Source organism: Bradyrhizobium sp. McL0616 (assembly GCF_049993385.1).
Classification (GTDB): domain Bacteria; phylum Pseudomonadota; class Alphaproteobacteria; order Rhizobiales; family Xanthobacteraceae; genus Bradyrhizobium.
Genome location: NZ_CP188255.1, coordinates 8,454,504 through 8,467,976, shown reverse-complemented (window position 1 = coordinate 8,467,976; position 13,473 = coordinate 8,454,504). Strand labels below are relative to the sequence as shown.

Annotated in this window: 10 protein-coding genes; 3 read left to right on the top strand and 7 right to left on the bottom strand. The window is 64.4% G+C overall.

Features of this window, described 5'->3' with window-relative positions; translation table 11 throughout:
- The first annotated feature begins 143 nt into the window (after positions 1 to 143).
- The 3 genes from ACPPVR_RS40835 (at position 144) to ACPPVR_RS40825 (ending at position 4,713) form a co-directional block, all read left to right on the top strand.
- Positions 144 to 1,010, top strand: a complete 867-nt coding sequence (locus ACPPVR_RS40835) for a 3-keto-5-aminohexanoate cleavage protein (protein ID WP_426612130.1) — start codon at positions 144 to 146, stop codon at positions 1,008 to 1,010.
- A gap of 113 nt (positions 1,011 to 1,123) precedes the next feature.
- Positions 1,124 to 2,740, top strand: a complete 1,617-nt coding sequence (locus tag ACPPVR_RS40830) for an acyl-CoA carboxylase subunit beta (protein ID WP_426612129.1) — start codon at positions 1,124 to 1,126, stop codon at positions 2,738 to 2,740.
- Positions 2,737 to 4,713, top strand: coding sequence for an acetyl/propionyl/methylcrotonyl-CoA carboxylase subunit alpha (locus ACPPVR_RS40825; RefSeq protein WP_426612128.1), 1,977 nt, complete (start codon positions 2,737 to 2,739; stop codon positions 4,711 to 4,713). Before ACPPVR_RS40830 ends, ACPPVR_RS40825 begins: the two co-directional genes overlap by 4 nt.
- A 35-nt stretch (positions 4,714 to 4,748) precedes the next feature.
- Here the strand turns inward: ACPPVR_RS40825 and ACPPVR_RS40820 are convergent, their stop codons facing one another.
- The 7 genes from ACPPVR_RS40820 to ACPPVR_RS40790 form a co-directional block, all read right to left on the bottom strand.
- Entirely contained in the window at positions 4,749 to 5,744 is a 996-nt protein-coding gene (locus ACPPVR_RS40820; protein ID WP_426612127.1) for an ABC transporter ATP-binding protein, read from the bottom strand.
- Positions 5,741 to 6,748 carry an ABC transporter ATP-binding protein gene (locus ACPPVR_RS40815; protein WP_426612126.1) on the bottom strand — a complete coding sequence of 336 codons (1,008 nt, stop codon included), beginning with the start codon at positions 6,746 to 6,748 and terminating at the stop codon, positions 5,741 to 5,743. The genes ACPPVR_RS40820 and ACPPVR_RS40815 overlap by 4 nt, the downstream gene beginning before the upstream one ends.
- A complete protein-coding gene (locus ACPPVR_RS40810) occupies positions 6,748 to 7,641 on the bottom strand; it encodes an ABC transporter permease (RefSeq protein WP_426612125.1) in 894 nt (297 codons plus the stop codon). The genes ACPPVR_RS40815 and ACPPVR_RS40810 overlap by 1 nt, the downstream gene beginning before the upstream one ends.
- Positions 7,642 to 7,650: 9 nt before the next feature.
- Positions 7,651 to 8,598 carry an ABC transporter permease gene (locus tag ACPPVR_RS40805; protein ID WP_426612124.1) on the bottom strand — a complete coding sequence of 316 codons (948 nt, stop codon included), beginning with the start codon at positions 8,596 to 8,598 and terminating at the stop codon, positions 7,651 to 7,653.
- A gap of 31 nt (positions 8,599 to 8,629) precedes the next feature.
- Entirely contained in the window at positions 8,630 to 10,228 is a 1,599-nt protein-coding gene (locus ACPPVR_RS40800) for an ABC transporter substrate-binding protein (RefSeq protein ID WP_426612123.1), read from the bottom strand.
- Between the two features lie 288 nt (positions 10,229 to 10,516).
- The gene (locus ACPPVR_RS40795) at positions 10,517 to 12,067 is read right to left on the bottom strand and encodes an AMP-binding protein (protein ID WP_426612122.1); all 1,551 of its coding nucleotides are present in this window, start codon (positions 12,065 to 12,067) and stop codon (positions 10,517 to 10,519) included.
- A gap of 18 nt (positions 12,068 to 12,085) precedes the next feature.
- A complete protein-coding gene (locus tag ACPPVR_RS40790) occupies positions 12,086 to 13,240 on the bottom strand; it encodes an iron-containing alcohol dehydrogenase (protein ID WP_426612121.1) in 1,155 nt (384 codons plus the stop codon).
- Positions 13,241 to 13,473: the final 233 nt, after the last annotated feature.

The window sequence follows — 13,473 nt, the reverse complement described above, 5'->3', positions numbered from 1 at the left end:
CCGCGGTGAAAAACGTTGGCGGGTTACGCTTCGCTAAGCCGCCCTACGGCATCTCGCTTTCCAGCTTCTCCGCGCAAGAAGCCGCATGCCGCGCGTCACATGATCGCAAGCGTTGAATGATCAACCTGTGAGACATCTGACGCATGAGCGACAAGGCCGTCATCACCTGCGCGCTGAACGGCGTGCTCACCGACCCGAAGCAGCACAACGTGCCGGTCACGCCCGAGCAGATGGCGCGTGAGGCCAGGGCCGCGTTCGACGCCGGCGCCAGCGTCATGCACATCCATCTGCGCCAGCAGGCGCCGAACAAGGGGCATCTGCCGTCCTGGGAGGTCGCCGTCAGCAAGGAGATCCAGCAGGCGATCCGCGAAGCCTGTCCTGGCGTGATCATCAACCACACCTCGGGCGTTTCCGGGCCGAACTACGGCGGTGCGCTCGACTGCATCCGCGAGACGAAGCCGGAGATCGCGGCCTGCAACGCCGGCTCGCTGAATTATCTGAAGGTGAAGGCCGACAACAGCTGGGCCTGGCCGCCGATGATGTTCGACAATGCGGTCGAGAAGGTGAAGGACTATCTCGACGTCATGAACGCGGTCGGCACCATCCCCGAGTTCGAATGCTTCGACGTCGGTATCGTGCGCTGCGTCGGCATGTACACCCAGGTCGGCATGTACAAAGGCCCGCTCGAATATAATTTTGTGATGGGCGTGGCGTCCGGCATGCCGTCGGACCCGGACCTGCTGCCGATCCTGATCAAGCTGAAGCGTCCCGAGGCGCATTTTCAGGTCACCGCTATCGGCCGTGAAGAGATCTGGCCGCTGCATCAGCGCTGCGCCGAACTCGGTGGTCACTTACGCACCGGTCTCGAGGACGCCTTCTATCTTGCCGACGGCAAGAAGGTGACGTCGAACGGCCAGTTGATCGAGGCCATCGCCGCCTGTGCCCGTCGCGCCGGCCGCGAGATCGCGAGCCCCGCCGAGGCGCGGAAGATCTTTGGGACGAATCGCTGAGCGCAGCCTCAATCGTCATTGCGAGCGAAGCGAGGCAATCCAGAATCTCTCCGCAGACGCACACTGGATTGCTTCGTCGCTTTGCTCCTCGCAATGACGGGCAGGATCAAATTATGTCCATTCTTGAAAACACCGTTTCCTCCGGCAGCGCCGCCTACCACGCCAATCGCGACGGCATGCTCGGTCTGATCGACCGCATGCGCGCGCTGGAAGAGCGCACGCGCGCGGCATCTGCCGCAGCAAAGGATCGCTTCCACAAGCGCGGCCAGCTGCTGCCGCGCGAGCGCGTCGCGCTGGTGCTCGATCCCGGCGCGCCCTTCATCGAGCTGTCGACGCTCGCCGGTTACATGTTCGATGTTCCCGATGCGAACAAGAGCGTGCCGGGCGGCGGCGTCATCGCCGGCATCGGCTTCGTCTCGGGCATCCGCTGCATGGTCAGCGCCAACGATGCCGGCATCGATGCCGGTGCGCTGCAGCCCTACGGCCTCGACAAGACGTTGCGGGTGCAGGAGCTCGCGCTGGAGAACAAGCTGCCTTATGTGCAACTCGTCGAAAGCGCCGGCGCCAATCTCCTGCGCTACCGCGTCGAAGACTTTGTCCGTGGCGGCAACATTTTTCGCAATCTCGCGCGTCTCTCGGCAGCGGGATTGCCGGTGGTCACGGTCACGCACGGCTCGTCCACGGCTGGCGGCGCCTACCAGACTGGCCTGTCCGATTACATCGTCATGGTGCGCGGCCGCACCCGTGCTTTCCTCGCCGGTCCCCCGCTGCTGAAGGCCGCAACCGGCGAGATCGCGACCGAAGAAGAGCTCGGCGGTGCCGAGATGCACACGCAGGTTTCCGGTCTCGGCGACTACCTTGCCGAGGACGACCGCGACGCGCTGCGTATCGCGCGCGAGATCATGGCGGCGCTGGAATGGGAGCGGCCGGGCAGGGCGGCCAATCAATTCAAGCCGCCGCGCTACGATCAGGACGAATTGCTCGGCATCATGCCGATGGACCACAAACGCTCCGTGGACATGAAGCAGGTGATCGCGCGCATCGTCGACGATTCCGATTTCACCGAGATGGCGCCGAACTACGGGCCTGCCACTGTCTGCGGCCATGCCCGCATCGAGCGCCAGGCCATCGGCATCATCACCAACAACGGCCCGCTCGATCCTGCCGGCGCCAACAAGGCAACGCATTTCATCCAGGCCTGCTGCCAGACCCGCACGCCTCTGCTGTATCTCAACAACACCACCGGCTACATGGTCGGCAAGGCCTATGAAGAAGCCGGCATGATCAAGCACGGCTCGAAGATGATCCAGGCGGTCACTTCGGCGACGGTGCCGCAGATCACCCTCTATTGCGGCGCCTCGTTCGGCGCCGGCAATTACGGCATGTGCGGGCGCGGCTTCCATCCGCGCTTCTGCTTCTCCTGGCCCAACGCCAAGACCGCCGTGATGGGCGGCGAGCAAGCAGCCGAAACGATGGCGATCGTGACCGAAGCCGCCGCGGCGCGCCGCGGCAAGCCGGTCGAGAAGGAGAAACTCGACGCCATGAAGGCGCAGATCATCGGCGTGTTCGACGGCCAGATGGACGTGTTCTCCACCAGCGCCCGCGTGCTCGACGACGGCGTGATCGATCCGCGCGACACCCGCGCCGTCCTCTCCGAAGTGCTGGCGATCTGCCGCGAGGGCGATGCGCGCACGCCGCAGCGCATGCAATTCTCGGTGGCCCGGCCATGAGGAACGGATCAGTGCAGCACCGGCCGTTCTTCAAGGTCCTGATCGCCAATCGCGGCGAGATCGCGCTGCGTGTGATGCGCAGCGCGCGGCGGCTCGGCCTCGGCGTCGTCGCGGTCTATTCCGATGCGGATCGCGACGCACTCCACGTGCGACAGGCCGACCAGTCCGTGCGCATCGGCGAAGCCCTGCCGGCGCAATCCTATCTCAACATCCCCGCCATCATTGCCGCGGCGAAAGCCAGCGGCGCTGATGCTGTCCATCCCGGCTACGGCTTCCTCGCCGAGAACGAGGAGTTCGCGCAGGCCTGCAAGGAGGCCGGCCTCGTCTTCATCGGCCCGTCGCCGCAGGCGATCGAAGCCATGGGCAACAAGGCCGGCGCCAAGGAGATCATGAAGAAGGCCGGCGTGCCCTGCGTGCCCGGCTATCAGGGCGCCGACCAGGGCGACGAGGTCATGTTCGCCGAAGCCAAAAAGGTCGGCTTCCCCGTGATGATCAAGGCGGTCGCCGGCGGTGGCGGCCGCGGCATGCGGCTTGTGGCCGATACGGCGTCGTTTCCGGATGCGCTGCGCAGCGCGCGGTCGGAGGCGAAGGCGGCGTTCGGGGATCCCACGGTCATCCTCGAGCGCGCCATCCCGAATCCCCGTCACATCGAGATTCAGGTGTTCGGCGATAGCCATGGCAACGCCATTCATCTCGGCGAGCGCGATTGCTCGGTGCAGCGGCGGCATCAGAAGCTGATCGAGGAGGCGCCGTCGCCCGCGGTGACGCCGGAATTGCGCGCGAAAATGGGCGAGGTTGCCGTCGCCGCCGTCAAGGCGCTGCGTTATGAGGGCGCCGGCACGCTGGAGTTCCTGCTCGATGCGAGCGGTGAATTCTACTTCATGGAAATGAACACGCGCCTCCAGGTCGAGCATCCCGTGACCGAAGCGATCACCGGGCTCGATCTCGTTGAGTTGCAATTGCGCGTCGCGCGCGGCGAGCCATTGCCGGTGAAGCAGCAGGACATCCGCTTCTCCGGTCACGCCATCGAAGTACGGCTGTGCTCGGAGGACGCCGCGCACGACTTCATGCCGCAGTCCGGCCGCATGGCGCGCTGGCAGGTGCCGGAAGGCATCCGCGTCGAGCACGCGTTGCAATCGGGCTCGGAGATCCCGCCGTTCTACGATTCCATGATCGCCAAGCTCATCAGCCATGGCGCGACGCGCGAGGAGGCGAGGGGACGCCTGATCGTTGGCCTGGAGCAGCTCACCGCTTTTGGCGTGACGACAAACCAGGCGTTCCTGATGTCCTGCCTGCGTCACTCCGGCTTTGCCAAAGGCGAGGCGACGACGGCCTTCATCGGCGCGCATCGTGACGAGTTGCTGGCGCCGTCAGCGAACAGCGCGTTCAGCGCCGCGCTCGCAGGCCTTCTGCTCTACGTCACCAACCCGCAGGCACCGTCGTGGCGCAGCGGACGAAGCCTCGCGGCAACGTTCCCTCTGCCTGCGAAGATCGAGATCGCCGGCCACGCCCACGAGCTCGAAATCACCCGCGGGCGTGACGGCAGCTACATCGTTGCTGGCGATGGGCGCCAGGACAAGTTCGAGATCGACCAGTTCGATCCCGATGCCGTCCGCTTCCGCCATGATGGCGTGATGGACAGCGCGAAATTCCTGCGCGACGGCGACCGTCTCTACGTCCAGCATCGCGGCATCCCCCTTGCGGTCACCGATCTTACCCTCGCGGCCCCCAAGGCCGCCGCAACCAACGGCGGCGACGGCAAAGTCCGCGCCGCCATGAACGGCCGCGTCGTTGCTGTCCTGGTCAAGCCGGGTGACCGCGTCAGCGCCGGCCAGCCGGTGCTGACGCTGGAAGCGATGAAGATGGAACACGTCCACAAGGCCGGCATCGACGGCGTGGTCGCGGCGATCGACGTCGCCGAAGGCGAGCAGGTGACGACGGGGAAGATCGTGGCGGAGATCGGGGCGGGTTAGCGCGGCAAGCGCCGCAGTCGCAAGGCTAACCCACCTTACGGGATCGCGTTGATGCGCCCCGTCCCGTCATTCAGCAGACACGCCACCCGGTGCCCATCGCCCGCATCCACCAGCGCCGGCCGTTCCGTCCTGCAACGCTCCACCGCAAACCGGCAGCGCGTGTGAAACGCACATCCCGGCGGCGGATTGACCGGGCTCGGCACGTCGCCATCGACCATCGGCGCGAGCTTTTTCGCGAGAGGATTGGCGACCGGCACCGAGGCCAGCAGCGCCTGCGTGTAGGGGTGGCGCGGGTTGCGAAACAATTCGTCCTTGTCGGCGATCTCGACGATGCGGCCGAGATACATCACGGCGACGCGGTGGCTGATATGGGCGACCACGGCGAGGTCGTGCGCAATGAAGAGATACGAGAAGCCGTGCTCGCGCTGTAGATCGATCAGCAGGTTGATCACCTGCGCTTGAATCGAGACGTCGAGCGCCGAGACCGGCTCGTCGCAGACGATCAGACGCGGCCCGAGCGCGAGCGCTCGCGCGATGCAGATACGCTGGCGCTGGCCGCCGGAGAATTGATGCGGGAAATTGCGCATCTGGTCGGGCCGAAGGCCGACCTGCTCGAACAGTTTTGCGGTGCGCGCCGCCAGCGCCTTGCCGGTCGCGAGCCCGTGCACGGCCAGCGGCTCACCGACGATGTCGCCTGCGGTCATGCGCGGATTGAGCGAGGCGAATGGATCCTGGAACACGATCTGCATCGAGCGGCGGTGTGGCCGCAGTGCAGTCTTGGAGAGATGCGTGATGTCTTTGCCCTCGAGCCGGATCTGGCCCGAGGTCGGCTCGACCAGCCGCAGCACGCTGCGCGCGACCGTCGACTTGCCGCAGCCGGATTCACCGACCAGCCCCAGCGTCTCGCCGACGCCAACCGAAAACGAGACACCGTCGACTGCATGTACGGTGCCGACCTGCCGGCGCAACACGCCCGCGCGCACCGGATAATGTTTTGTCAGATCGGTGACTTCGAGAAGCAGCTCGGTCATGCCACCTCCGCGACTTCAGCCGCGCGCCAGCAGGCGGCGAGATGGCCGCCGCCCCAATCGGCTAGCGGCGGATATTCGTCCTGGCAGCGCTTGACCGCGAGCTTGCAGCGCGGTGCGAAGGCGCAGCCCGGCGACAGCCGCACCAGCGACGGCACGGTGCCGGGGATTTCGTTCAGCCGCGCCTGCGCCGCAACGCCGGGCGCAGGTACCGCCGGAATCGACGCCATCAGTCCGCGCGTGTAGGGATGCTTTGGCGCCGCGAACAACGCCTCGACGCTGGCTTCCTCAACCTTCCTGCCGGCATACATCACGATCACGCGCTGCGCCGTCTGCGCCACGACGCCGAGATCATGCGTGATCAGCACCAGCCCGGTGCCGAGTTCCTTCTGCAGGTCGAGGATCAGCGCCAGGATTTGCGCCTGGATGGTGACGTCGAGCGCGGTGGTCGGCTCGTCCGCGATCAGGAGCGCCGGCCGGCATGCCAGCGCCATCGCGATCATCGCGCGCTGGCGCATGCCGCCGGAGAGCTGATGCGGATATTCCCGGGCGCGCCGTGCCGGTTCGGGAATCCGCACCAGCCGCAGCATCTCGACCGCGATGTCGCGGGCCTCTTTGGATGACATGTTCCGGTGCAGCCGCACCGCCTCGACGATCTGGTCGCCGATCCGCATCACTGGGTTGAGCGACGTCATTGGCTCCTGGAAAATCATGGAGATGCGATTTCCCCGGATCTTGCGCATCTCTGCTTCGCTGAGCGCGAGCAGATCGGTGCCTTCGAGCGACACGGAGCCGCCGACGATACGGCCGGGCGGATCAGGCACCAGCCGCATCAGCGACAGCGCGGTGACGCTCTTGCCGCAGCCGGATTCGCCGACGATCGCCAGTGTCTCGCCGCGCTTCACGGTGAACGAGATGTCGTCGACCGCCTTGAACAGCCCCGAATTGGTGAAGAACACCGTCTTCAGGTTCTTCACGTCGAGCACGAGATCGGTTGTGTCAGCCATCAGCCGCGCTGCCGGGGATCGAGGATGTCGCGCAAGGCGTCACCGAACAAATTGGCGCCGAACACGGCGAGGCTGATGGCAATGCCCGGGAAGATCACGAGCCACGGCGCGGTGCGGACATATTCGGCGGCGGATTCCGACAGCATGCGGCCCCAGGACGGATAAGGCTCGGGGATGCCGAGGCCGAGGAAGGAGAGCGAGGCTTCGGTGAGGATGGTCGAGCCGAGCTGGGCGGTTGCCAGCACGATCAGCGGCGCCAGCGTGTTCGGCAGCACGTGGCGCAGGGCAATCCGCACCTCGCTCATGCCGATCGACTTGGCGGCCTCGATAAAGGGGAGCTCGCGCAGCGCCAGCGTGTTGGCGCGGATAACGCGCGATACGGTCGGGATTAGCGGAATGGCGATGGCGATGATGACGTTGGGCAGGGACGGACCGAGTGCTGCCGTCATGATCAGGGCCAGCACCAGCAGCGGCAGCGCCTGGAGGACGTCGGAGACGCGCTGGAACACGAGATCGACCCAGCCGGAGAGATAGCCGGAGGTCAGCCCAACGATCACGCCGATCGAGCCGCCGAGCGCCGTTGAGCCGATCCCGACCGCGAGCGAGATCCGCGCGCCGTGGATGATGCGGCTGAACACGTCGCGGCCGAAGGAATCCGTCCCCATCCAGTGCGTCAGGCCTGGGCGGGCCAGCGCATGGGCGGCGTCGATGCTCAGGGGATCATAGCGCGCGATGAAATCTGCGAAGATCGCGGTGAGCACGAACGCGATCATGATGACGAGCCCGGCCGCGCCCAGCACATGCCGCTGCGCCAGGAACAGCACGCGCCGCCACCCGCCGGGCGCATGCGCGCCGGCGCGTCTCAGTTCAACGTCATAGTCGATCGCGGCCAAACAGCTCTCCTAATCCGTATATCGGATGCGCGGATCGAACACCGCGTACAGCATGTCGACGATGAAGTTCGCGCTGACCACCACCACCGCAATCAGCATCACCAGGTTCTGCACGATCGGATAATCGCGCCAGCGGATCGCCTCGACCAGGAAGCGCGCGACGCCGGGGATGTTGAACACGGTCTCGGTGACGATGAGGCCGCCGATCAAAAACGCGGCCTCGATGCCGATCACGGTGATCACGGGCAAAATCGCATTCTTCAACGCATGCTGATAGTTCACCGCGGCGTCGGACGCGCCTTTGGCCCGTGCGGTGCGGATATAGTCCTGCCGCAGCACCTCCAGCATCGAGGAGCGGGTGATACGCATGGTCAGCGCGGCGCTGCGGAAGCCGACGGCGGCGGCAGGCACGGCATAGGTCGCGAACGCTTCGAGCCAGGTGGCTGGATTGGGATTGAAGATCGGCATCTGGCCGAACAGCGCCACCGACGCGGTGAGGATGAGCAGGCCGAGCCAGAACGATGGCAGCGACAATCCGCTCAAGCTGACTACGCGCAATGCGTAATCAAGCTTTGTTCCCTGTTTGACCGCGCTGATGACACCGAGCGGAATGCCGATCGAGGCCGAGAACAGCAGTGCCAGCCCGGCCAGTCGTGCCGTGATCGGGATCCGCGGCAGGATCTCCTGAAGTGCCGGCTTCTCGGAGACATAGGAATAACCAAAATCGCCGCGCAGGAAGCCGCTGATCCAGTGCCAATATTGCACGACCAGCGGCTGGTCGATGCCGAGCTCCTTCTCCAGAGTGGCCTTGTCGGCAGGATCGACATAGCCGGCCGCGGCAAACAGGATGTCGACGATGTTGCCGGGCACGATGCGCAGCAGGAAGAAGATGACGATCGAGATCCCGAACAGGGTCACGAGCATCAGGAACAGGCGCCGTACCAGATAGGCAAACATGTCGCGCCCTCCCGAGCCCGTCGGCCGCCTGCTACTTGTCCATCCAGACGTCCTCGTAACGATACCCGTTATAGGAGCTGTTGGTCATGACGGTCACACCTTTGACGTAGGGCTGCCAGCAGGTGCCGGTGCGCGCGTGGAAGATGATCGGGCGGGCGACGTCTTCCTGCAGCTTCTTGTCGATGTCCCACACCAGCTTCTTGCGCTTGGCGATGTCGGTCTCCTGCGACTGCACGTCGAACAGCTTCTCGATCTCCTTGTTGCAGTAGTTGGTGTAGTTGCGCTCGGAACCGCAGGAATAGTTCTCGTAGAAGGACTGATCGGGATCGTCGACGGCGTTGCCGGTGAGGTTGAGCCCGAGCATGTAGTCCTTGCGCGCGATCTTCGGGAACCAGTTCGCGGTCTCGACCACGTCGAGCTCGCCGTCGATATAGATGCTCTTGAGCTGGTCGATCAGGATCACCGCGGGATCGCGATAGACCGGGATGTTGCGGGTCGAGACCTTGACGGCGAGGTGCTTGTCCGGCCCGTAGCCGGCCTTCTGCATCAGCTTCTTGGCTTCCTCGCGGTTGGCATTTACATCCGGGCCATAGCCCGGAATGCTCTCGAGCATCTCCTTGGGCATGCCCCACAGCCCGTTCGGCTGCGGCAGCATGGTGCCGCCGACATCGCCCTGGCCTTCGAACATGATGGTGATGAAGGCCTTACGGTCCAGTGACATCGCCATGGCGCGGCGAATGTCGATATTGTCGAACGGCGGCGCGGATGAATTGACGATGATGTTGGTCGCGACATTGTTCGGCTCGACCTCGCAGATCGCGTTCGGCGCCTGCGATTTCACGTCCTTCAGCAGCGGAATGCTCACCTCGGTCGGGAAGGTCATGTCGAACTTGCCGGCGACGAAGGCGAGGATGGCGGTCGAGCGGTTCGGGATGATGGTGAACTCGATGCCGTCGAGATAGGGCCGGCCCTTGCGCCAATAGTCGGTATTGCGGGTCAGCTTGATCGATTCATTGGCCTTGAACTCGACGAATTTGAACGGCCCGGTGCCGATCGGATGCGTGCGCATGTCACCGGGTGAAACGTGGCAGGGATAGACCGGTGTATAGCCGGAGGCGAGCAGCGCCAGCAGCGAGGGCTGCGGCCGCTTGAGATTGAAGGAAACCTCGAGATCGCCGTTGGTCGAGATGTCGTTGACCTGATCGTACCAGCTCTTGCGCGGGTTCTGCCGGAATTTTTGCTGCGACTTGCCCATCAGCATGTCGAAGGTGCATTTGACGTCGGCCGAGGTGAACGGCTTGCCGTCATGCCATGTCACGCCCTGGCGCAGCTTGAAGGTCAGCGTCTTGTTGTCGTTGACCCAGGCCCAGCTCTTGGCGAGCTCCGGGACGATGTTGTCCATCGTGTTCTGGGCCTCGTCCTGCTTGTAGATGACGAGATTGTTGAACACCGGCATGAAGGGAACGTTCAGCGAGTAGGTCGCGCCTTCGTGGATCGAGGCATTGCCAGGGCTGTCGCGGTGGTACATCCGCAAAATTCCGCCCTGTTTGGGCTCGCCGGCGAATGTTGTGGTTGAAAACGCCAGCATAGATAGCGCCGCCATCGCGGCGAGCGCCCGCACGCTCCGCATCCTCGGTCCTCCCTGGACATCAGCCATTTATGGCCTGTTTGTCAGGACGATAGCGACGCGCGCGGGGTGAGGCAACCGGCAAGGCCAGCTACTCTCTCGACAATTCGGATGACGGAAAGCCGCAGGGGCTCTTCTCTCACACTGTGAGAATGCGGGACGCCGTCGAGTTCCAGCGCAGGTGTGTTGACCTCGACTGTCTCAATAAACTCCACCGTCGTCCCGGCCTGTTGCGCAATTGCGCGCGGGAGGCCGGGACGGCACCGAGGGTGTGGCACCTGTCGAGCGGGCTCACACAATCCGCGACGTCTTGTTCCCCCAGTACCGGTCCCGCAGCAGCCGCTTGTACAGCTTTCCCGTCGGTAACCGCGGCAATTCCTTTTCGAAATCGACCGAGCGCGGCACCTTCTGCCGCGACAGCGAGGCGCCGCAGAAGGCGATCAGCTCTTCGGCGAGCGCAGGCCCGGGAACGACGCCCCGCATCGGCTGCACCACCGCCTTCACCTCTTCGCCGAGATCGGGATTGGGCACGCCGAACACCGCCGCATCCGCAACCTTTGGGTGGGTGATCAGCAAATTCTCGCATTCCTGCGGATAGATGTTCACGCCGCCTGAGATGATCATGAAGGTCGCGCGGTCGGTGAGATAGAGAAAGCGGTCTTCGTCGACATAGCCGACGTCGCCGACCGTACTCATGCTGCCGTCGGCCGAGCGCGCCTCCCTGGTCTTCTCCGGATCGCTGAAATATTCGAACGGCGATGCCGTCTTGAACCAGACCTGCCCCGGCGTACCGGTTGGGCATGGCTTCATGTTCTCGTCGAGAATATGCAAATCACCAAGCAGCACTTTGCCGACCGTGCCGCGATGGGCGAGCCACTCCTCGCTGTTGCAGGCGGTGAAGCCGAGGCCTTCGGTCGCACCGTAATATTCGTGGATGATCGGTCCCCACCATTTGATGATGTCGTCCTTGACCAGCGCCGGGCAGGGTGCGGCGGCATGGATCGCGATTTCGAGCGAGGACAAATCGTAGCGGTGGCGAACCTCCTCCGGCAGCTTGAGCATGCGCGAAAACATCGTCGGCACGAGCTGGCTGTGGGTGATCCCCCATTGCGGCACCAGCTGGAGATAACGCTCGGGATCGAATGTCTCCATGATCACCACGGTGCCGCCCATGCGGATCGTGAGGTTCACGGCTGCCTGCGGCGCGGAGTGATAGAGCGGGGCCGGCGACAGATAGATCATGCCCTCGCGGTAGTGCCAAAGTTTCGTCAGGAATTCGAACAGCGGCAGATTGTGTTTTGGCGGCTCCTCCGGCAGCGGCCGCACAATACCTTTCGGCCGTCCTGTGGTGCCGGATGAATAGAGCATCGCCGTGCCGAGCCACTCATCCGCGATCGGTGTCTTCGGCAGATTAGCCGTCAACTCCGCAAGCCCGACGATACGATCGCTCTCGCCGGGGCCGTCCGCGACGATGCAGAGCTTGACGTCAGGACAAGCCTGGATCGCCTCGCGCGCAATATCGAGCTTCGCAACGGAGGTGATCAGGATCTTGGACTGGCTGTTGACGAGGAGATAAGCGAGCTCACCCGCGGTGAGGAAGGAATTGATGCAGGTGTAGTAGAGGCCGGACCGCTCGCCCGCGCCGCAGGCTTCGAGATAGCGGGAATTGTTCTCCATGAAGATCGAATAATGATAGAGCCGCTTCAGGCCGTGCTTGCGAAACAAATGCGCCAGCCGGTTGCTGCGCGCATCGAGCTCGCGATAGGTGACGGTCTCGCCCGTCGCAGCCATGATGAAGGCGGGCTGCAACGGGCGTAGACGAGCATGCTGACCTGGGTACATCAGTCCTCCGGCTCAAAATTATGCGGCGAGAAGCAGGATTTCGCGCACTTGCGAAGGCGCATCGATCTTGCGTGGGTTGCGCGGCACCCAGGGCGTGCGCATCGCTTGTTCGGCGATGGCGTCGAAATGCTCGGGCGAGACGCGGACATCGGCGAGGCTGCGCGGCATGCCGAGCGAGCGAATGAAGGCATCGAGGACGTCGGCGGCGTTGTGGCCGGGAAAGCCCATCGCGGCGGCGACGATCATCTGCCGCTCGGCATTGTCGCGCGCGTTCCAGCGCATCACCGCCGGCAGCATGATGCAGGACGTGTAGCCATGCGGCACGTCGAAGGCCGCGCCCAGCACGTAGCCGATGCCATGGCTCGCACCCATCGGCACGCCGGCGGCGAGCGCGCCCATCGACAGCCAGGTGCCGATCTGCGCATCCATCCGCGCGTCGAGATCGGATGGATCGGCCTTCACCCGCGGCAGCGCGTCGGCGAGCATAGCGAGGCCCTTCACCGATTGCGCGTCGGCATAAGGGTGGGTCTCGCGCGAGCAGATCGCCTCGACGCAATGGTCGATCGCGCGGATGCCGGTCGACAGGAACAGCCATTCCGGCGTGTGCACGGTGATGGCGGGATCGAGGATGGTCGCGCGCGGCACCGTCAGCGGATGCCGCAGCATCTGCTTCACATGCGTGCTGCGGTCGGTCACGCCTGCGATCGAACTGAACTCGCCGCCGGCGATCGTGGTCGGCACGCTGATCTGCCGTACGGTCGGCGCCGTCATTTCGGGCGCAACGCCCCTGTGCACGCGGACGCGCTCGATGCCGTCGATATCGTCGATGCCGTTGGCAAGGCAGAGTTGCACCGCCTTGGCGCCGTCGGTGATCGACCCGCCGCCGACCGTGACGATCAAATCGGCGCCCGCTTCACGCGCCTCATTGGTCGCCGCAATCACCGCCTCGCGCGGTGTATGCGCGGGCATGGCGTCGAACAGGCCGGCGCAGCGCGCACCCAGTGCGGCTTTGATTTTTGCGATTTCATCGGTCTGCCGGTTCAGCGTGCCGGAGACCATCAAGAACGCGCGGCGCGTCCCCAGCCGGTCCATCTGCCCGACCACGGCCTCGGCCGCAGGATGGCCGAATACAACCTCCTCGATCGCGCCGTAAACGACACGTCCCTGATGCACGTCTGTCCTCCCGGACAATTCGTCTTGTTTTGTTGGGCTAATCTAGCCGAGCCCGCCGCGTCCGTCATGTGCGAAGACGCTGGCCTAAGGCCCACCCTCCAGGGGAGGGTGGTACCTTCAATGCGGTTGAGGCGCAGTCGACTGCGTGCCTGTCAACCCATCATCCGGCTAGGGCATTCATCCGAGCATTGCGTGCGCTATCGTCTTGCAGATTTCATCGTGGCGACCCATCT

Excerpts from the sequence above, each read along its gene's own strand:
- ACPPVR_RS40805 (WP_426612124.1), bottom strand. The coding sequence starts at position 8,598 with ATGTTTGCCTATCTGGTACGGCGCCTGTTCCTGATGCTCGTGACCCTG.
- ACPPVR_RS40820 (WP_426612127.1), bottom strand. The coding sequence starts at position 5,744 with ATGACCGAGCTGCTTCTCGAAGTCACCGATCTGACAAAACATTATCCG.
- ACPPVR_RS40835 (WP_426612130.1), top strand. The coding sequence starts at position 144 with ATGAGCGACAAGGCCGTCATCACCTGCGCGCTGAACGGCGTGCTCACC.
- ACPPVR_RS40830 (WP_426612129.1), top strand. The coding sequence starts at position 1,124 with ATGTCCATTCTTGAAAACACCGTTTCCTCCGGCAGCGCCGCCTACCAC.
- ACPPVR_RS40825 (WP_426612128.1), top strand. The coding sequence starts at position 2,737 with ATGAGGAACGGATCAGTGCAGCACCGGCCGTTCTTCAAGGTCCTGATC.
- ACPPVR_RS40795 (WP_426612122.1), bottom strand. The coding sequence starts at position 12,067 with ATGTACCCAGGTCAGCATGCTCGTCTACGCCCGTTGCAGCCCGCCTTC.
- ACPPVR_RS40815 (WP_426612126.1), bottom strand. The coding sequence starts at position 6,748 with ATGGCTGACACAACCGATCTCGTGCTCGACGTGAAGAACCTGAAGACG.
- ACPPVR_RS40800 (WP_426612123.1), bottom strand. The coding sequence starts at position 10,228 with ATGCGGAGCGTGCGGGCGCTCGCCGCGATGGCGGCGCTATCTATGCTG.